The sequence below is a fragment of the Nonomuraea fastidiosa genome, from assembly GCF_042751225.1.
GTDB lineage: Bacteria > Actinomycetota > Actinomycetes > Streptosporangiales > Streptosporangiaceae > Nonomuraea > Nonomuraea fastidiosa.
The window spans coordinates 2,101,241-2,119,482 of record NZ_CP170570.1; the positions used below are offsets into that span (position 1 = coordinate 2,101,241).

The window sequence follows — 18,242 nt, forward strand, 5'->3', positions numbered from 1 at the left end:
GGTCGCGGGGGTTCCGTACCAGACTACTCGCCGTGAAAGCTCAGCCGACGCGGTAACCAGGCACGGAGGGCCAGCGCACGGTGAGGACCGTGGACGGCTCCTCGGCCCGCCAGGAGTGGCCGACGCCCTTGCCCCACACCACGTAGTCGCCCGGCTTGTCCAGCAGCACGCTGCGGCCCGGCAGCTCGACGCGGAAACGGCCGCTGATCAGGATGAGCAGCGCGGTGCGCACTTCGTTCTCCACCCACGCGGCCCGCTCGTCGCCCGCCGGGTGCACGCCCCACTTGATCTCGACGTCTTCGCTGTGTCTTGGGTCGCCCGGGGGTTTGAAGTGACCGAGCAGCCATCCCCTGTCGAGCGGCGCGTCCACGTTGGCGTTGCCCACGTAGACGCCCTCGTAGACCTGATCGTCCGCCTGATCGCTCACGGGGCAGGACGCTAGCAGGGAAATGCCTTACTGATTCCACTTGGTTGATTACTGTAGGTGACATGTCTGAGGTGCGATCGGTCGCCCGCAGCGGCGACCTCTTCGAGCAGCGGCTCCGCGAGCACTGCGCCGGCCAGCCGATCCGGCGGCTCGACGTGCTGGTCGCCGGGTGCGCGCACGGCGAGCCGCTGGTGCTCGACCACATCGAGACCAGGGCCACCGGAGCCGACGAGGACCTGCCCGCGGTCAGGAAGGTGGTGGAGGAGCGGGCCGATCTTGTCTCCTACTCGCTCGGCGACCTGCGCTCGGTGCCGCTGCCGCCGCGCGGCTTCGACGTGATCCAGCTGTCGTTCCTGCTGGAGCGGGTGCGCCACGCGGAGCTGGTGTTCGACCGGCTGCTGCAGGCGCTGCGGCCCGGCGGGCTGGTGCTGCTGCGGGTCCGCGACCGCCGCTCCGCCTACGGCCTGCTCGACCGCCTCACGCCGGGCTGGCTGCGCCGGCTGCTGTGGCGGGCCCTGGTCCTGCCGGGCACGCCGGGCCCGCTGCCCGCCGTGTACGAGCCGCTGGCCTCCAGCGACGGCCTGCACGCGTTCTGCCTGAGCCGGGGCCTGATGATCACCGATGACGAGCGCGCCACCAGCGGCCCCGCCCGCGCCCGCCGTCCCGTCGCCGCCCTGGTGTCGCTGGTGTCCAAGCTGACCAGCGGCCGCTTCCCCGCCTCGCACGACGAGATCACGATGGTGATCAGGAAGCCCCAGCACCACTTCGCCCGCCTCATCTAGCGGTCGAGGCAGGCGTCGCGGAGCGGCACACTGGTCTGGTACGGACCGAGCACACTCGAATAGTTGGGATGCAGAACGTGGAGTGGACCCCCGACCCGCGCGAGCTGGCCGACCTCGAACTCCTGTTGTCGGGCGCGTTCGAACCGCTGACGGGGTTCCTGGGCCACGACGACCTGCACACCGTCTACGAGCGCGGCACGCTGGCCGACGGCACCCCGTGGCCCGCGCCCGTCACCCTCCACATCGACGCCGACCTGTCCCCCGGCGACGAGGTCACGCTGCTCGACCCCGAGGGGCTGCCGCTCGCTGCGCTCACCGTGACCGGGCACGAGCCCGACGGGCTGACCTCAGGCCCCGTCAAGGCGCTCGGCACGCCCGAGCACGGCCCGTTCGCCCGGCTGCGGCGCACTCCCGCCCAGGTCAAGGAGGAGCTCGGCGGGCGTCCCGCGCTCGCCGTCACCATGCGGGGGCCGCTCGACGACCTGGACGAGGTGACGGCCACCGCCAAGGAGCTCGACGCGGTCGTCCTGCTGCTGCCGCTCGCATACGGCGAGGCGGGCCCGGCCGTCGTGCGCGCCGCGCTGCGCGCCCAGGAGCGGCTGCCCGAGGGCACGCTCGTCGTCCCGGTGCCACTCGCGCCGCGCGATGAGCCGGAGATCGACCTGGAGCTGCGCGAACACGTCGCCACCGCCTACGGCGCCGCCGAGCACATGGCGGGCCCCGACCCCGTGCACATCCCCGGCCCGCCGCACCGCCGCGGCCTGGTGGTCTTCTTCACCGGCCTGTCGGGCTCGGGCAAGTCCACGATCGCCCGCGGCCTGCGCGACGCGCTGCTGGAGTCCGGCAGCCGCACGATCACCTACCTCGACGGCGACGTGGTGCGCAAGCTGCTGTCGAAGGGCCTGACGTTCTCCAAGGCCGACCGCGACCTCAACATCCGCCGCATCGGCTTCGTCGCCGCCGAGGCGGCCCGCCACGGCGGCCTGGCCATCTGCGCCCCCATCGCCCCCTACGCGGCCACCCGCGCGGAGGTGCGCGAGATGGTCGAGTCGGTGGGCGCCGACTTCCTGCTCGTCCACGTCGCGACCCCGCTTGAGGAGTGCGAGCGGCGCGACCGCAAGGGCCTGTACGCCAAGGCCCGCGCCGGCCTGATCCCCGAGTTCACCGGCATCTCCGACCCCTACGAGGAGCCCGGCGACGCCGACCTGGTGATCGACACCACGCACCTGTCGATCGAGGCGGCCGTCTCCCGCGTGCTCGACACGATCAAGGCCGGCGGCTGGGTGCGCTGAGCCCGTCACATGAGCATCGTCAGGGTCTGGGCACGGGCGTGGAGCGGAAGTAGGGGTCGCGGGCCAGCCGGGTGAAGGCGCGGTCGGCGCCGCCGTCGGAGTCGAAGCTGGTGTCGCCGCGCGGCGCCTGCGGCGAGTCGAAGTAGATCAGCGCCTTGATCTGCGGGTATTTCTTGATCTGGCGCAGCACGGACTCGAAGAACGTGCGCTTGAAGTCGCGGTCGTACGATCGCTCGAACACGCCCCACTCGGCCACCATGACCGGCTTGCCGGGGAAACGCGCCTGCATCCACCGGTAGAAGCCCGGCCAGTCCGGATATTCCTTGCGCGTCTTGTTGACCAGCCCGTCGAAGTCCTGGACCCGGTCGTCGGCGTACGGGTCCATCGCCACCCAGTCGACCACGTCGTCACCCGGGTAGAGGTCCTCGAACCACGGCTTGGCCGCCCAGTTGGGCGCCCCCATGTACGTCATGACGACGACCGCGTTGCGCACGCCCTGCGCCCGCAGCCGCAGCACGATGTGGCGGAACATGGCGGCGTAGTCGGTGGCCTGCATGCCGGAGCCGGACGAGACGTCCACGTCGTTCTCCGGCTCGTGGTGCAGGGTGAGGAAGAACCGCTCGGGGAAGGTGCGCCTGATGTGCGCGGCGAGCCGGTCGATCCTGCGGTCGAGCTTGCCCGCGGCGATCTGCGCCCAGGTGTGCTGAAACGACGGCTTCCAGTTGACCATGAGCAGCCGCGGCCTGTCGGGGTCGCGGGCCAGCCTGACCTCAGCGGGCGTGGGGAACAGCTCGCGGCCCCGGTGATAGACGTGCACCACGTCGGCGGCCGCCCCCATGCGCATCTCCGCGCCGTGCAGCGCCTGCTCGATCGGGACGCCGGTGAACACCTCGGGCGCGAGGCCCCACCAGGCGCCGCAGGACGGGATCAGCCTGGAGGTGGCCGTGCAGGCGGGCGACCCCGCCGCCTGCTTGGCCGTGGGAGCCTGGACCGGCGCGGGGACGGGCGAGCCCGCGGCGGTGGAGCAGGCGGCAAGGACAGTGACCAGCGCAGCGGCCAACACGGCGGCCGGCGACATCGTGAGAACACCGGTCGTTGCTTTCCGCGAAAATCCCCGTAGCAGCAAAGTCTTCCAACCCCCTCGTCGAACGACCCCCGGCTGTCACACCTGAACCTTGCCATGTCATTCCTGGAACTTCAGCCAGTGTGAGAGTTAGCCCAGCTCGTGGCGGGTAAAGAGACGCCCGGGAAATAGCCCTAGAAACCGAAATATGGGCATTTCCCGGGCGGCTTATCCGGGAAAAATCTTGAAGTATTGAACCGGGGTGATCAGGCGCCGCCCTATAGTGGGCCCACCACTTCGGCGGTGACGCGCTGGCGCCAGGCGGCCACGCAACGTACACATTCAGGAGACCATCCCCCATGAGCTCCGGTACCGACCTGGACGCACACCTTTCGCTGCTGCGCAGGCGATGGCTGGTCCTGGTGGGCTGCGTCGTCGTCGGCGGCACGGCCGCGCTCGCGCTGCTGCGGCTGGTCCCGCCCGCCTACACCGCGACCGCACAGGTGCTCGTGCTGCCCGTCGGCGCCGGCGAGCAGGCCAACCAGGTGACCGCCCGCCACCGCGAGGCGCTCAACCTCGACACCGAGGCCCAGGTCGCCCAGTCGGCCGTGGTCGCCGCGCGGGCCGCGCGCACGCTGGGCATCGACGCCGTCGAGCCGGTCGAGGTGGCCGTGCCGCCCAACTCCTCGGTGCTGCTGCTGTCGGTGACCGCCGCCGACCCCGAAGGCGCTGCGGCGCGCGCCTCCGCGTACGCCGAGGCGTACCTCGCACACCGCCGCGAGAGCGCGCTGACCGCCATGGCCCGCCAGCAGGAGGCGGTGCTGAGCAAGCTCAAGCAGGTCAACGCCTCCATCGACCGGGTGATCAGGCAGCTCGCCACCCTGCCGAGGGGCCCGGAGCGCGCGATCGCCGTGCAGCGCCACGGCGTGCTCAACCGGCAGGCGGCCGGCCTGGCCGTCAGGTACGACGCCCTGCGCACGCTCGCCGTCACCCCGGGCACGATCATCACCAGGCCCGTGCCGCCCGCCGCGCCCAGCTCCCCCAGCCTGCCCCTCTACCTCGGGACCGGCCTCATGCTCGGCCTGCTGGCCGGTGTGGCCGCCGCCTACGTACGCGACCGCCTCGACACCCGCCTGCGCACGCCCGACGACGTCGAGCGGCTCACCGGCCTCCCCGTGCTCAGCGACCTGTCGGGCCCGCGCGGGCCCGGCGTGCTGCACGACCTGGCGAGCGCGCTCGTCGCCGCGTGCCCGGGCAAGCGGCTGCTGGTCACCTCGCTGCCCGCCGACCTGTACTCCTCGTCGCTGGCCGAGCCGCTGGCGGTGAGCGCGCCGCTGGTCGTGCTCGACGGCACCGACGTGCGCGACCTGTCCAGAGCCGACGCCGCCGTGCTGCTCATCGGTCTCGGCCGGGTCACCTCGCGCGACGTGGCCGCCGCCGCACGCCGCCTGGCCCACCACGACGTGCCGATCGTCGGCGCGGTGACCGCCACCGACGCCGTCCCGTCGTTCGTGCCCCTGCTGGAGCCGCACCCGCCCACCTCGCTCGGCAAGCTCGTCGCCACCGGCGAGCTGCGCGCCGCCCGGCCGGGAGCGCAGGACGAGACCAGCCCACTGCAGGCGCTGCACCGGCGTCATGGCCGATCGACGTGATCGGACCCGCGTGGCCCATAGCGGCGCTGCTGGTCGGCTACCCGCTGTGGTGGGCGCTGGGGTTCGGCGGGCTGTCGGTGGTGGTGCTCGCCGTGCCCATGGCCGTGCTGCTGTGGCGGCGGCGGCCGATCAAGGTGCCGCGCGGCTTCGGGCTGTGGCTGCTGCTCCTGGCCGGCTACCTGGTGAGCGGCCTGATGCTGGGCGAGTCACCACCGGGCACGTACGGCGAGTTCGGCGCGGGCCGGCTGATCGGCTACGGCATGCGCTTCGCGCTCTACTGCGCGGTCCTGATCATGGTGCTCTACCTCGGCAACCTCACCGAGCGCGAGCTGCCGCAGCTCCGGCTGGTGCGCATGCTGGGCGTATTGTTCGTCATCACCGTGGCCGGGGGGCTGCTCGGCGTGCTCGCCCCCGGTTTCGAGTTCACCTCGCCGGTCGAGCGGCTGCTGCCCGAGTGGATCGCGGGGAACCCGTTCGTGCAGAACCTCATCCACCCGACGGCCGCGCAGACCCAGAAGGTGCTCGGGTTCTCGCTGCCCAGGCCGGAGGCGCCGTACGAGTGGGCCAACGCCTGGGGCAGCAACGCGTCGGTGCTGCTGGTGTGGTTCGTCGTCGGATGGTGGGTGTACGGGCGGGCGCGGCAGAAGGTCTTCGTGGCCGTCGTGGTCGCCCTGGCCGCGGTGCCGATCGTCTACTCGCTCAACCGGGGCCTGTGGATCGGCCTGGGGCTGGCCGTGCTCTACCTGATCGTCCGGGTGGGCGGCAGGACCAGGGTGGCGCTGTGCGCGACGGTCGCGGCCGCCGTGCTGGCGTTCCTGCTGAGCCCGCTCGCGCCGCTGTTCGCGCAGCGGCTCGACCGGCCGCACTCCAACGACATCCGCGCCTTCACGGTGAGCGCCACCCTCGCCGCCGCCGCCCACTCGCCCGTGATCGGTTACGGCAACACCCGCAACGCCACCGGCAACCACCGCTCGATCACCACCGGCAAGACCGGCTGGTGCCCCGGCTGCGGGCATCCGCCGCTGGGCAGCGACGGGCAGCTCTGGCTGCTGATCATCACTCAGGGGTTCACGGGGGCCGCGCTGTACGTCGCGTTCTTCGTGGGGGCGATCCGCCGCCACTGGCGCGACCGCAGCCCGATCGGGCTGGGCGGGGTGCTCGTGATGGGCTTCGTGCTGCTCTACATGTTCATCTACGACGGGCTCGTCACGCCGCTCAGCCTCTATCTCATCTCGTTCGCCCTCCTGTGGAGGAACACGCATACGGCTGGGGGATCGTCATGAACGACGCCGCGGTGCGGCTCGGCTATCTCGCCGACACCGTACGCCTGCTGTATCCGGGCGCCGGCTCGCCCCGCGCGTACACCGTGCTGCCGCATCCCGCCGTGCCCCGCAGGCTGGCGCCGCGCCGCTGGTGGCACCTCGGGTCGCGGGTGGTGGTGCCGGTCGAGGGGTCGATCGCCGACCACCTGGGCGAGGTCTTCCAGCGCCCGGTCGAGACCGTCCTGCACGTACGCCCGGCGCGGCGGGCCAACCGCAAGCCCATCCTGGAGGCCCGCGCGGACGGCCGGCGGCTGGCGTTCGTCAAGATCGGCGACACCGAGCGCGCCCGCAGGCTCGTCGACGCCGAGGCGGCGGTCCTGCGCAGGCTGGCCGCGCTCCCCCTTCACACGGTCACCGTGCCGGCCGTGCTGCACCACGGCGACTGGCGCGGCCTGTCGGTGCTCGCGCTCTCGCCGCTGCCGGTGCGCCGGGGCCGGGTGCCCGCGCCGCTGCTGCTGGAGGCGGCCAGGGAGATCGCCGCCACCGGCGGCGACCGGCCCGCCTGGCACGGCGACCTCACCCCGTGGAACGTCAGCCGCGGCCCCGGCGGGCGGCTGCTGGTGTGGGACTGGGAGCGCTACGAGGTCGGCGTCCCCCTCGGCTTCGACGTGCTGCACCACTTCTTCCACCGGGCCCTGCGCAGGATGCGCCCGCCGGTCGCGGCCAGGGCCTGCGTCGCCCAGTCCGTACGCCTGCTCGCCCCCCTGGGCCTGTCGGCGGCCACGGCCAGGCGGACCGCACTGCGTTACCTCATCGCGCTGGCCGACCGGCACGCCGCCGACGGCCACACGCCGCTCGGCCCGCCGCAGTCGTGGCTCAACCCGGCCGTCGATCACGAGGAGCTACTCACGTGAGGACCACGAAGCGCTCGCTCCTGTCGCTGTCGCGGACCACGGGACGGTTCACCTCGGCCGCCCGCGTGCTGCCGTCGTTCCTGATCGCGGGCGCGCAGCGCTGCGGCACGACCTCGCTCTACCGCGCGCTCGCCCAGCATCCGCTGCTGCTCAAGCCCGTGCTGCACAAGGGCGTGCACTACTTCGACGTGGCCTACTGGCGCGGCATGTCCTGGTATCAGGGGCACTTCCCGCTGCGGGTGGGCGCCGCGCTGCTCACCCACCGGTACGGCCACCGCCCCCAGGCGTACGAGTCGTCCCCGTACTACCTGTTCCATCCGCTGGCCGGGCAGCGCATCGCCGCCGACCTGCCCGGCGTGAAGCTGATCGTCCTCGTCCGCGACCCCGTCGAGCGGGCCTGTTCTGCCCACGCCCACGAGCTGGCCAGAGGCTACGAGACCGAGTCGCACTTCGAGCGCGCGCTGGAGCTGGAGGAGGAGCGGCTGGCCGGAGCCGAGGAGCTGCTGCGCACCTCGCCGCACGCGTTGCACCACTCGCACCGCCACCACGCCTACCTCGCCAGGGGGCGCTACGCCGACCAGCTCGACCGGCTGGAGCCGCTGTTCGGCCGCGATCGCATGCTCGTGCTCGACAGCCACCGCTTCTTCGCCGAGCCGGAGACCGCCTACGACCGGGTGCTGGAGTTCCTGGGCATGCCGCACCTCGGTTATCCGGTCTTCGAGCGCTACAACCGGCGCTCGCTGCCGCGTCCCGTGCCGCGCACGCTGGCCGGGCGGCTGCGCGACCACTTCGAGCCATGGGACGCGCGGCTGGTGCGCTGGCTGGACGGTGAGCCCTCGTGGCGGCGCTGACCGTCCGCAGGGGGCTCGCCGGGCTGTCGGGGGCCGCGTTCGGCGCGGTGGCGCAGGTCGTGCTCGTCGTGGTGGTGACCAGGACGTACCCGGCGGCGGAGGCCGGGGCGTTCTTCACCGCGACCGCGCTGGCGCTGATGGCGGCCGGGATCGCCAAGCTCGACGCCGGCAACGGGCTCGTCTACTTCATCGCCCGCGCCAGGTCGTACGGTTACCGCGGCGTCTCCGGCTACATCAGGGCCGCCGTACTGCCCTGCCTGGTCGTGGCCGTGGCGGCGGCGGCCGTGCTGTTCCCGCAGCTCGGGCCCGCCGCCGGGCTGCTGCCCGTCATGGTGGCCGCCGACGTGCTGCTCGCGGCCGGGCGCGGGTTCGGGGCGCTGCGGCCGACCGTGCTGCTCGACGGGCTGCTCGTGCCCGGCGGCCAGCTCCTGCTGGTCTCCGCCGCCGCGCTGGCCGGGGCGGGCGGCTGGTGGCTGCTGCCCGCGTGGGCCGCGCCGTACCTGCCGGTGCTGGTGCTCGCCGCCTTCTGGCTGCGCAGGCGCGTCACGTGGACGCCCTACCTGCCGGGGACCGCGCTCGATCTGTGGCGGCACACCGCGCCGCGCTCGCTCGCCGGCGCCATCCAGGCCGTCTTCCAGCGGGTGGACATCGTGATCGTGGCGCTGCTCGCCGGGCCCGCCTCCGCCGCCGTCTACACCGCCGCCACCCGGGTCAAGGTCGTCGGGCAGCTCGCCAACCAGGGGCTCGCGCAGGCCGTACAGGCCGGGCTGGTCAGGGCGCTGGCCGACGGCGAGCGGGAGCGGGCCAGGGAGCTGTACCAGGCCGCGACCGCGTGGCTCGTGGTGCTCACCTGGCCGCTCTGGCTCGCGTACGCGGGGCTCGCGCCGTGGCTGCTGCGCGTGTTCGGCCCCGCGTACGGCGCCGCCGCCCCCATCGCGCTCGTCCTCGCCGCCACGATGATGGTGTCGACCGCCTGCGGCATGGTGGACGTCGTGCTCACCGCCGCCGGGCACACCGGCGTCAGCCTGCTCAACCTGCTGGCCGCCATCGGCTGCACGGTGCTGCTCGACCTCGCGCTGATCCCCGCCTACGGCGCGCTCGGCGCGGTCGCCGGCTGGTCGGGCGGCATGCTGGTGAAGAACCTGCTGCCGCTGTGGCAGCTCCACCGCCGCTACCGGCTCCACCCGTTCGGCCGCCACACCCTGACCGCGCTGCGCAGCCCGCTGCCGAGGCGGCCCGCATGACGGTCCTGGTCACCGGGCTGCCGCGCAGCGGCACGAGCTGGACGGGCCGCATGCTGGCCGCAGGACGCGAGCTGATCTACGTCAACGAGCCGCTCAACCCCCAGCACCCGCCGGGCCGCTGCCCCGGCGTGCTCGCCGCCCGGGTGACGCACCGGTTCCAGTACATCTGCGACGACAACGCGGGTGTCTGGCTGCCCGCCTTCCGCGACACGGCGGCCCTGCGCTACCGGTGGCTCGCCGAGCTGCGCGCGAACCGCTCGCCGTACGACCTGGCGCGGATGCTGCGCTACGGCACGGCGTTCGCCTACGGACGGCTCACCGGGCGGCGGGCGCTGCTGGACGACCCGTTCGCGGTGCTGAGCGCCGGGTGGTTCGCACGGCGGCTGGGCTGCCGGGTGATCGCGCTCGTCCGTGACCCGGTGTCGTTCGTGGCGAGCTGGCAGCGGCTCGGCTGGACCGTCTACTTCCACGAGCTGCTCGAACAGCCGCTGCTCGTCCGCGACCATCCCGAGCTGCTGGAGCTGCGGGAGCTGGTCGGCTCGCAGGACCGGGTGGCCAAGGCGGCGGCGCTGTGGCGGGTCACGACGGGCATCCTGCGCCGCACTCCGGGCATCAGGCTCGTCTCGTACGAGTCGCTGGCCGCCGACCCGATCCCCGGCTTCCGCGACCTGTACGCGTACGCGGGGCTGCGCTGGACCCCCGCCGCCGAGCGGCGCATCGCGCGGGCCTGCACCGGCGACGGGCGGGCGGCGGCGTTCGCCTGGTCGGGCCTGTCGCGCACGGCCTACCGGCGCATGGACCCCCGGCTCGCCCTGGCCGACCCCGCCAGGGGGCTCACCGGCGAGGACGCCGAACGCGTCCGCGTTCTCACCGCCTGAGGGCCTGAGGGCCGCCGCCGGCCGGGAGGTCACGCCTTCATGCGGCGCCGGCGACGGTGGCGCAGGCGGGCGGCCAGGCAGCCGCCCAGCAGCCGGGCGGCGAACGGCAGGTCGTCCACCAGGTACCGCCGCGCCAGCCGCCCGGGCTCGCTTACGAGCCGGAACGCCCATTCGAGCCCGGCCCGCCGCACCCACAGCGGCGCTCTGGCCACGGTCCCCGCCGCGAACGCGATGGCCGCACCGCACCCCAGGAACCACGCCCCGGGCAGCTCCCGCCGTAAGTCGGCGATGAGGAGGTCCTGCCGGGGGAAGCCGAGCCCGACGAACACCAGCCGGGGCGCCGCCGCCACCACCTTCACGCGCACCTCGGCCACGCCCTCGGGCGTGCGGTCGAACCCGTACGGCGGCGCGTACGCCCCGCACACCCGCAGCCCGGGGCAGGCGCCGGCGAGCCGGTCGGCCGCCCGCTCGGCCACCTCGGGCGGGCCGCCGCCGAGCAGGTACACCGGCCAGCCACGGCCGGCGGCGAGCCCGCTGAGCGACCAGATCAGATCGGCGCCGGTGACCCGCTCGGGCACGGGCGTGCCGAGCAGCCTGGCCGCCCACACCAGCGGCATGCCGTCGGCGACGACCAGATCGGCCGACCCGATGAGCGCCCGGAGGGCGGGGTCGGCGGACGCCGCCCGGCAGATGTCAACGTTCGGGGTGACGATGTGGCCGCCCCGCCCGGCCTCCAGCGCCGCCGCGACCCGCCGCAGCACGTCCTCCTCGCGTACGGCGTCCATCTCGACGCCGCCGACGCGCACCCTCCCCGGGGGCGAGAGGGGCAGGACGGTGGTGGGCGCGGTCATATGCCGTGTCCCCGCCGCTGCAGCGCCGACAGCACGGCGGAGGCCGGGATCAGACCGGCCGCCACGGCGGCGGCGATCGCGCCGCGCGGCTCCAGGGGGCGGGTGGTGACGGTGCGAGCGGCCCACCGCAGGGCCGCCCGCCGCTGCCCCAGCGCCGCGTGGCTGAAGGCGAGCTGGCCGTAGACCCGCGCCGCGCCGCACGGGTCCACGGCCAGTTCGGGATGCCGGGCGAGCATCCACTCAAGCCCGGCAATGCGGTCGGCCCAGCGGGCCGCGTAGTGGGACCTGGCCCAGCGCACCAGCACGAGCGGGCGGTCGATGTGGACGAGAGGCCGCCGCTTGGCGGCGCGCAGGGCCAGGTCCCAGTCTTCGTTCTGCCCGGCGGGGGCGCTCTCGTCGGGGCGGAGCGCGCCACGCCGGAACAGGAACGTCGATGAGTGCACCATCATCATGCGCGAGCGGGTCAGGTCGGCGGCGGTCACCGTGTCGGAGCCGGCCAGCCGGACGACGCGGCGGCCGCCGTGCTCGACCTCGATCGCGCAGCTCGCGAACTCGCCCCCGGCCCGCTCCAGCGCCTCGGCCTGTGCGGCGAGCTTGCCGGGCCGCCACACGTCGTCGTCGTCGCAGAACGCGATCAGCTCGGTGGCGCAGGCGCCGATGCCGGTGTTGCGCGCGCCGGGCAGCCCGGGGGTGCGGGTGTTGGGCAGCACCCGTAACGGCAGGCCGTCGAGCGACCGCGCCGCCTCGCGGGCGAGTGCGGGGCCGCCGTCGGCGACCACGACCACCTCGAGCGGCCCGGCGTACCGCTGGGTGAGCACGGCCTCCACGGCCTCGCGCAGCTGCCCTGGACGGTCACCACGGGTCGGGATGACCACCCCGACCGACGGCGCCGCGCTCACGCGGCCACGCCCCGATAGCCGTAACGGGCGCGCAGGGGCCAGGTGAGTGCGGCGACCAGCCGGCGGTCGCCGCCGGGCAGCGCCGAACGCCAGGAGTCGTCACGCCGCAGCTCCACCGGCCCGACGCGGAAGCGCATGGGGTTGCCCGACGCCGTGTGCGATGGGCTCAGCCAGGCCGTGCGGCCGTCGAGGAAGTCGGGCTCGGGCAGGCCGAGGCCGCGGGCCAGCGCGGCCAGGGCGGGGCCCGGGGCGGCGAGCAGGTCTTCGTACCGGATTCTGGTGACGCGCGCCCCGCGTGCGGCGAGCAGCTCGATCGCGGCGTTCTGTGCCGACCAGTGGACGGCCGTGCGGGCGGGGCTCCACCGGGTCATCGGCCGGCCGTTCTCCGGCCGGTGGACGGTCCTGCTCCAGGAGTGGGCGACGGCGCGCGGGTCGCGGACCACGTGCACGACGTGGACGTCGGCCCCGCTTGCCACGAGGCAGCAGGCCAGCGAGGCGTGCTTGCTGGAGTCGATCACCACAGGTGCGCCGGCGGCGGAGTAGAGCCGCAGGTAGGCGCGGGTGTATTCGGCCAGGTCGGGATGGCCGATGCGGGGGATCCTACGGGTGCGGTCGATGCGCGCGCGCAGGGCCAGCACGCGCTCGGCCAGCGGACGGGACCAGCCGCCGAAGGCGCGCTCCCCCACCTGCCGCCAGAAGGGACAGGCGGGGAAGGCCGTGCCGCACCCGCACGGCTCCCCCGCGAGCACCCCTCGCTCCCACAGGTGCACCACCTCACCCAGCGCCACCACTCCGGGAAGCTCTCCGAGGAGCCTCTCCAGCAGAGTGGTGCCGCTGCGGCCCAGGCCGCCCAGGTAGACGACCTGGGGAGTAGCGCGATCTGTCACGGAACGAGGGGCTTTCGCGTCGTCGAACACCGAACGCGACGACCATAGCGCGGACCGTAATCGTCAGATCAAGGAACGCTTAAAGATCTACCTGGACGAGTCGATGATCATCCCGGCGCCGACGGTGCCGTTGGTGGCCTCGTCGATCAGGATGAATCCACCGGTCAGCCGGTTGCGCGCGTAATCGTCGACGAACAGCGGCTGGGTGATCCGCAGCGAGACGCGGCCGATCTCGTTGAGGCCGAGCGCGGTCGCCTCCTCGTCGCGGTGCAGCGTGTTGATGTCGAGCCGGTAGTGCAGGTCGCGCACCAGCGCGCGGGCGGTCCTGGTGGTGTGCTTGATGGTCAGCTTGGAGCGCGGCGTGAGCTTGGTGCCGTCGGCCATCCAGCAGACCATCGCCTCCAGCTCCTGGGCCACCCTGGGCTGGTTGTTGGGCCTGGCGATCATGTCGCCGCGCGAGATGTCGAGGTCGTCCTCGAAGCGCAGCGTCACCGACATGGGCGGGAACGCCTCTTCGACCGGCCCGTCGTAGGTGTCGATCGACGCGATGCGGGTGGTCAGGCCCGACGGCAGGTGCACCACCTCGTCGCCCGGCTTGAGCACGCCGCCCGCCACCTGGCCCGCGTAGCCGCGGTAGTCGTGGAAGGCCGGGTCGGTGGCGCGCTGCGGCCTGATGACGTACTGCACGGGGAAGCGCACGTCGGTCAGGTTGCGGTCGGAGGCGATGTGGACGTTCTCCAGGTGGTGCAGCAGCGACGTGCCGGCGTACCACGGCATGTTCTCCGACCGCGACACGACGTTGTCGCCGTTGAGCGCCGAGATCGGGATGAACGTCAGGTCGGAGACGTTGAGCTTGGAGGCGAACGCGGTGAACTCCTCGCGGATCTCCTCGAAGCGCTCCTGGGAGTAGTCGACCAGGTCCATCTTGTTGACCGCGAGCACCAGGTGCGGCACGCGCAGCAGCGAGGTCAGGAACGCGTGCCGCCGCGACTGCTCCAGCACGCCCTTGCGCGCGTCGATGAGGATGATGGCGAGGTCGGCCGTGGAGGCGCCGGTCACCATGTTGCGGGTGTACTGGATGTGCCCCGGCGTGTCGGCGATGATGAACTTCCTGCGCGGGGTCGCGAAGTACCGGTACGCCACGTCGATCGTGATGCCCTGCTCCCGCTCGGCCCGCAGGCCGTCGGTCAGCAGCGACAGGTCGGTGTACTCGGTGCCCCGGTCGCGCGAGGTCCGCTCGACCGCCTCGAGCTGGTCCTCGAAGATCGCCTTGGAGTCGTACAACAACCGCCCGATGAGGGTGGACTTGCCGTCATCGACGCTTCCCGCGGTGGCAAAGCGCAGAATGTCCATCAGAAGTAGCCCTCTCGCTTGCGGTCCTCCATGGCGGCCTCGGACGAGCGGTCGTCGGCCCGCGTGGCCCCCCGCTCGGTGATGCGGGTGGCCGCGATCTCCTGGATGATCTCTTCGACCGTGCTGGCCGTGGACTGCACGGCGCCGGTGCAGGTCATGTCGCCCACCGTGCGGTAGCGCACCACCGCCTCGAACAGCGGCTCGTCGTCGCCGCGCGGCACCACATCGGAGTCGGGCAGCAGCATGCCGTCGCGCTCGAAGACCTTGCGGGTATGGGCGAAGTAGATGGACGGGATCTCGATGCCCTCACGCCGGATGTAGTCCCAGACGTCGAGCTCGGTCCAGTTGGACAGCGGGAAGACCCGGATGTGCTCGCCCTTGCGGATGCGGGCGTTGTAGAGGTTCCACAGCTCGGGGCGCTGGTTCTTCGGGTCCCACTGTCCGAAGTCGTCGCGGAAGGAGAACACCCGCTCCTTGGCGCGCGCCTTCTCCTCGTCGCGCCTGGCGCCGCCGAAGACCGCGTCGAACTCGTGCTCCTCGATCGCGTCGAGCAGCGTCGTGGTCTGCAGCCGGTTGCGCGAGGCGCGCTTGCCGGTGTCCTCGACGACGCGGCCGGCGTCGATGGAGTCCTGGACGCTGGCGACGATCAGCCGGGCGCCCAGCTCGGCCGCGCGCCGGTCGCGGAACTCGATGACCTCCTCGAAGTTGTGCCCCGTGTCGACGTGCATCAGCGGGAACGGAATCGGCGCGGGCCAGAACGCCTTCTCGGCGATGCGGAGCATGACGATCGAGTCTTTGCCGCCGGAGAAGAGCAGACACGGCCGCTCGAACTCGGCGGCCACCTCGCGCATAATGTGGATGGCCTCGGCCTCGAGCACGTCGAGCTGCGACGTCGTGTAGTCGCGCTGGAGCATGGAAGCTTCCTCCGGCGGGTCAGCGGTGCAGGTCACGGATGCCGGCGAGCAGGGATGTCGCCAGCTCCGGTAGGGAAACCAGGATATCCGGTAGGGACGGATCGGCTTGGTTGTAGGTCAGCTGCGAGCCGTCGATGCGGCTGGCGTGGGCTCCTGCGGCGAGCGCGACCGCGACCGGCGCGGCTGAGTCCCACTCGTACTGGCCGCCGGCGTGGACGTACGCCTCGACCTCGCCGGTCAGCACCGCCGAGATCTTGGCCCCGGCCGAGCCGATCGGCACCAGGTCGGCGCCCACGAGGTAGGCCAGCTTCTGGACGAACTCGGGCGGCCTGCTGCGGCTCACCGCGATGCGGAAGCGCCCCTTGTTGTCATAGGCGGGGTCGTAGGCGGGCGGCTTGGGCGGGTCGGCGGTCGTCAGCGTACGGCCCTGGGCCGGCAGCGCCACGGCCCCGGCGGTGAGCCGCCCGCGCTCCCACAGCGCCACGTGCACCGCCCAGTCGCTGCGGCCTTCACCGCCAGGGGTCAGGCGCTCGGAGAACTCCCTGGTGCCGTCGAGCGGGTCGATGATCCACACCCGCTCGGCGCTCAGCCTGCGCGGGTCGAGCCGCTCCTCGCGGGTGGCCTCCTCCGACAGCACGCTGTCGCTCGGGCGCAGCCGCGCCAGGCTCTCCATGAGAAACAGGTGGGAGGATCGGTCGCCCTCGGCGCGCAGCGCGGCCGGGTCGTCGTACCCCAGCCGCTCGCGGACCTTCAGCAGCCGCGCTCCTGCCTCGGTCGCCAGGTCTGCGGCGAGGGCGTGGTCGTCGCGAATCGTCATCAATAAGCTCCTTGCCCGCGGGCGACGGCCGACCAAGTCTTCCACAGGATCTGGAGGTCCAGAGTGAGGGACCAGTTCTCCACGTAACGTAGGTCGAGACGGACGGATTCCTCCCACGATAGGTCAGATCTGCCACTGACCTGCCACAGCCCGGTCAGCCCAGGGCGTACGAGGAGTCGTCTGCGCACATCGTCACCGTAACGCGCCACCTCTTCGGGCAGCGGCGGGCGCGGCCCGACGAGCGACATGTGTCCGAGCACGACGTTGATGAGCTGCGGCAGCTCATCAAGCGAATGGCGGCGCATGAACGCGCCGAGCGGCGTGACCCGCGGGTCGTTCCTGATCTTGAACAGCACGCCGTCGCGGTCGCTGACGAGCGTGACCTTCTGCTGCTCCGAGCCGCGCCGCATGGTGCGGAACTTCAGGATCGTGAAGAGCCTGCCGTCCCTGCCCACCCGGGTCTGGCGGAACAGCGCGGGCCCGGGGCTCGTCGCGCGTACGGCCACCGCGAGCCCGGCCATGAACGGCGCGAGCAGCACCAGCAGCGCGGCGGCCACCACGCGGTCGAAGACGTTCTTGACGAGCTGCCGCGCGCCGGCCAGCTCGGGGTGCTCGACGTGCAGCAGCGGCATGCCGGCGACCGGCCTGATCATGGTGCGCGGGCCCGCGACGTCCATCAGCGCGGGGGCGACGACCAGCTCGGTGAGCGTGCGCTCCAGCCGCCAGGCCAGCCGGCGCAGCGCCTGGCCGTCCATCTCGGGGCAGGCCAGCACGGCCACGGTGTCCGCGTCGTGCTGCTCGACGGCGAGCGGCACGTCGCTGAGGTCGCCGGCCACGGTCACGCCCGCGACGCTCTGTCCTTGATGCCCGCCCGGCAGGCAGGCGGCGACGACCTCCATGCCGTGGTGGCGTTCCCTGCGGAAGAGGCCGACCAGCTCGGCGACGGAGGCGGCGTGGCCGACGGCGATCACCCGGCGCATGCACCGCCCGGCGGCCCTGCGCCGGTGCAGGTTGCGGCGCAGCGCGTAGCGGACGGTGAGGGTGAGGAGGGTGACCAGGGGCAGCGCGAGCACGACGTAGCCGCGGGCGACGTCGGTCTTGGTGAGGTAGGAGCCGATGGCGGTGGCCGCGGTGAGCGCCAGGCCGGCCTGGGCGACGCGGCGGAACTCCTCGGGGCCGTCGCCGAGCATGCGCGGCTCGTACGCGCGGTTGAGCGCCACCGCCCCGCACCACACGACCGGCAGCACGAGGCTGACCAGCAGATAGGGAAGGACGTAAGGGGTGGGCCAGCCGAACCTGACGGCGAACGCGGCGCAGGCGCCCACGCCGGCCGCGCACAGATCACCCAGCACGGCCTGCAACCGATATGTGCGCACCCAGGAGCGCGTGCGCGGTGCTGCCTTCCCCCAGCAGCCCCCATGGCCGGTCCTCACAGCCATGAGCCCCTCACCGCGCACGCGTGCCTCCAGGTGACCACTCCTGAACGGACAGTGACCGATCGTAGCCGCGCCGCGTCCCGGCATTCGGCGGAACGAAGCTATGCGGGGATCAGCGAGGAGGGCCGGAAATGTGGAGATCAGCCCGGTGGAAGTCGTTCTGGGTGGCCTCCAGGCCGCGGGTCATCAGCGACTCGACCACGTCGGCCGCCCGGTCGACGAGGAACGGCAGGTCCTTGCGCTCAGCGGTGGCGAAGTCTCTGAGCACGTAGGAGGCCGGGTCCATGCGGCCGGGCGGTCGCCCGATGCCGAAGCGGACCCGAAGGTAGTCGCGGGTGCCGAGGGCCTTGGTGATGGACTTGAGCCCGTTGTGGCCGTTGTCGCCGCCGCCCAGCTTGGCGCGCAGCGCGCCGTAGGGCACGTCGAGCTCGTCGTGCACGACGATGAGCCGCTCGGGGCCGATCTTGTAGAAGTCGCACAGCGCCTTGACGGGCCCGCCGGACAGGTTCATGTACGTCAGGGGCTTGGCGAGCACGGCGGCCCGCGTCTCGCACACCGAGGCCCTGCTCTTGTGCGCCTTGAACCGCCCGCCCGCCCTGGCGGCCAGCTCGTCGAGCACCATGAAGCCCGCGTTGTGCCGGTTGCCCGCGTATTCGGGCCCCGGATTGCCCAACCCGGCGATCAGCCAGCGATCCATGAAGTCCCCTCATAGCGGAACGG

Annotated in this window: 18 protein-coding genes; 8 read left to right on the forward strand and 10 right to left on the reverse strand. The window is 72.7% G+C overall.

The genetic code is table 11. The annotated features are described in order from the left end of the window. Nucleotides 1–40: 40 nt before the first annotated feature. Nucleotides 41–427, reverse strand: coding sequence for a signal peptidase I (locus ACFMQL_RS09465; RefSeq protein WP_364069643.1), 387 nt, complete (start codon nucleotides 425–427; stop codon nucleotides 41–43). Between the two features lie 62 nt (nucleotides 428–489). Between ACFMQL_RS09465 and ACFMQL_RS09470 the strand changes: the two genes are divergently transcribed. Together ACFMQL_RS09470 and cysC are read left to right on the forward strand one after the other, a co-directional pair. Beyond that, nucleotides 490–1,209 (forward strand): methyltransferase domain-containing protein, encoded by a 720-nt coding sequence (locus ACFMQL_RS09470; RefSeq protein ID WP_364069641.1) that lies wholly within the window; start codon nucleotides 490–492, stop codon nucleotides 1,207–1,209. A 68-nt stretch (nucleotides 1,210–1,277) separates the two neighbouring features. Continuing rightward, on the forward strand, nucleotides 1,278–2,501 hold the full coding sequence (gene cysC / locus ACFMQL_RS09475) for an adenylyl-sulfate kinase (protein ID WP_378785267.1): 1,224 nt from the start codon (nucleotides 1,278–1,280) through the stop codon (nucleotides 2,499–2,501). Nucleotides 2,502–2,520: 19 nt separating this feature from the next. On the opposite strand, the gene ACFMQL_RS09480 is transcribed toward cysC, so the two are convergent. Next, nucleotides 2,521–3,564, reverse strand: coding sequence for a hypothetical protein (locus ACFMQL_RS09480; RefSeq protein WP_364069637.1), 1,044 nt, complete (start codon nucleotides 3,562–3,564; stop codon nucleotides 2,521–2,523). Between the two features lie 359 nt (nucleotides 3,565–3,923). On the opposite strand from ACFMQL_RS09480, the gene ACFMQL_RS09485 reads away from it, so the two are divergent. The 6 genes from ACFMQL_RS09485 to ACFMQL_RS09510 are packed head-to-tail and all read left to right on the forward strand — an operon-like array spanning nucleotide 3,924 to nucleotide 10,365. After that, nucleotides 3,924–5,216 carry a Wzz/FepE/Etk N-terminal domain-containing protein gene (locus ACFMQL_RS09485; RefSeq protein WP_378785269.1) on the forward strand — a complete coding sequence of 431 codons (1,293 nt, stop codon included), beginning with the start codon at nucleotides 3,924–3,926 and terminating at the stop codon, nucleotides 5,214–5,216. Then, nucleotides 5,213–6,499, forward strand: coding sequence for a hypothetical protein (locus ACFMQL_RS09490; RefSeq protein WP_364069633.1), 1,287 nt, complete (start codon nucleotides 5,213–5,215; stop codon nucleotides 6,497–6,499). Before ACFMQL_RS09485 ends, ACFMQL_RS09490 begins: the two co-directional genes overlap by 4 nt. After that, nucleotides 6,496–7,392 carry a hypothetical protein gene (locus tag ACFMQL_RS09495; RefSeq protein ID WP_364069631.1) on the forward strand — a complete coding sequence of 299 codons (897 nt, stop codon included), beginning with the start codon at nucleotides 6,496–6,498 and terminating at the stop codon, nucleotides 7,390–7,392. Before ACFMQL_RS09490 ends, ACFMQL_RS09495 begins: the two co-directional genes overlap by 4 nt. Continuing rightward, nucleotides 7,389–8,243 carry a sulfotransferase domain-containing protein gene (locus ACFMQL_RS09500; RefSeq protein ID WP_378785272.1) on the forward strand — a complete coding sequence of 285 codons (855 nt, stop codon included), beginning with the start codon at nucleotides 7,389–7,391 and terminating at the stop codon, nucleotides 8,241–8,243. The genes ACFMQL_RS09495 and ACFMQL_RS09500 overlap by 4 nt, the downstream gene beginning before the upstream one ends. Then, nucleotides 8,231–9,487, forward strand: coding sequence for a lipopolysaccharide biosynthesis protein (locus ACFMQL_RS09505; RefSeq protein WP_364069627.1), 1,257 nt, complete (start codon nucleotides 8,231–8,233; stop codon nucleotides 9,485–9,487). Before ACFMQL_RS09500 ends, ACFMQL_RS09505 begins: the two co-directional genes overlap by 13 nt. Then, nucleotides 9,484–10,365 (forward strand): sulfotransferase, encoded by an 882-nt coding sequence (locus ACFMQL_RS09510; RefSeq protein ID WP_364069625.1) that lies wholly within the window; start codon nucleotides 9,484–9,486, stop codon nucleotides 10,363–10,365. The genes ACFMQL_RS09505 and ACFMQL_RS09510 overlap by 4 nt, the downstream gene beginning before the upstream one ends. A 29-nt stretch (nucleotides 10,366–10,394) precedes the next feature. Here the strand turns inward: ACFMQL_RS09510 and ACFMQL_RS09515 are convergent, their stop codons facing one another. The 8 genes from ACFMQL_RS09515 to pth form a co-directional block, all read right to left on the reverse strand. Then, nucleotides 10,395–11,216, reverse strand: coding sequence for a WecB/TagA/CpsF family glycosyltransferase (locus ACFMQL_RS09515; RefSeq protein ID WP_364069623.1), 822 nt, complete (start codon nucleotides 11,214–11,216; stop codon nucleotides 10,395–10,397). Continuing rightward, a complete protein-coding gene (locus ACFMQL_RS09520; RefSeq protein ID WP_378785275.1) occupies nucleotides 11,213–12,115 on the reverse strand; it encodes a glycosyltransferase family 2 protein in 903 nt (300 codons plus the stop codon). The genes ACFMQL_RS09515 and ACFMQL_RS09520 overlap by 4 nt, the downstream gene beginning before the upstream one ends. Next, complete coding sequence (locus ACFMQL_RS09525) at nucleotides 12,112–13,002, reverse strand: sulfotransferase (protein WP_364069619.1); 891 nt, start codon at nucleotides 13,000–13,002, stop codon at nucleotides 12,112–12,114. The genes ACFMQL_RS09520 and ACFMQL_RS09525 overlap by 4 nt, the downstream gene beginning before the upstream one ends. An 87-nt stretch (nucleotides 13,003–13,089) precedes the next feature. Beyond that, entirely contained in the window at nucleotides 13,090–14,355 is a 1,266-nt protein-coding gene (gene cysN, locus ACFMQL_RS09530) for a sulfate adenylyltransferase subunit CysN (protein ID WP_364069617.1), read from the reverse strand. Further along, nucleotides 14,355–15,269, reverse strand: coding sequence for a sulfate adenylyltransferase subunit CysD (cysD, locus tag ACFMQL_RS09535; RefSeq protein WP_364069615.1), 915 nt, complete (start codon nucleotides 15,267–15,269; stop codon nucleotides 14,355–14,357). Before cysD ends, cysN begins: the two co-directional genes overlap by 1 nt. Nucleotides 15,270–15,288: 19 nt before the next feature. After that, complete coding sequence (locus ACFMQL_RS09540; RefSeq protein ID WP_364069613.1) at nucleotides 15,289–16,086, reverse strand: 3'(2'),5'-bisphosphate nucleotidase CysQ; 798 nt, start codon at nucleotides 16,084–16,086, stop codon at nucleotides 15,289–15,291. Continuing rightward, entirely contained in the window at nucleotides 16,086–17,525 is a 1,440-nt protein-coding gene (locus tag ACFMQL_RS09545; RefSeq protein ID WP_364069611.1) for a sugar transferase, read from the reverse strand. The genes ACFMQL_RS09540 and ACFMQL_RS09545 overlap by 1 nt, the downstream gene beginning before the upstream one ends. 109 nt (nucleotides 17,526–17,634) lie before the next feature. Further along, entirely contained in the window at nucleotides 17,635–18,219 is a 585-nt protein-coding gene (pth, locus tag ACFMQL_RS09550; protein ID WP_378785279.1) for an aminoacyl-tRNA hydrolase, read from the reverse strand. Between the last annotated feature and the right edge of the window lie 23 nt (nucleotides 18,220–18,242).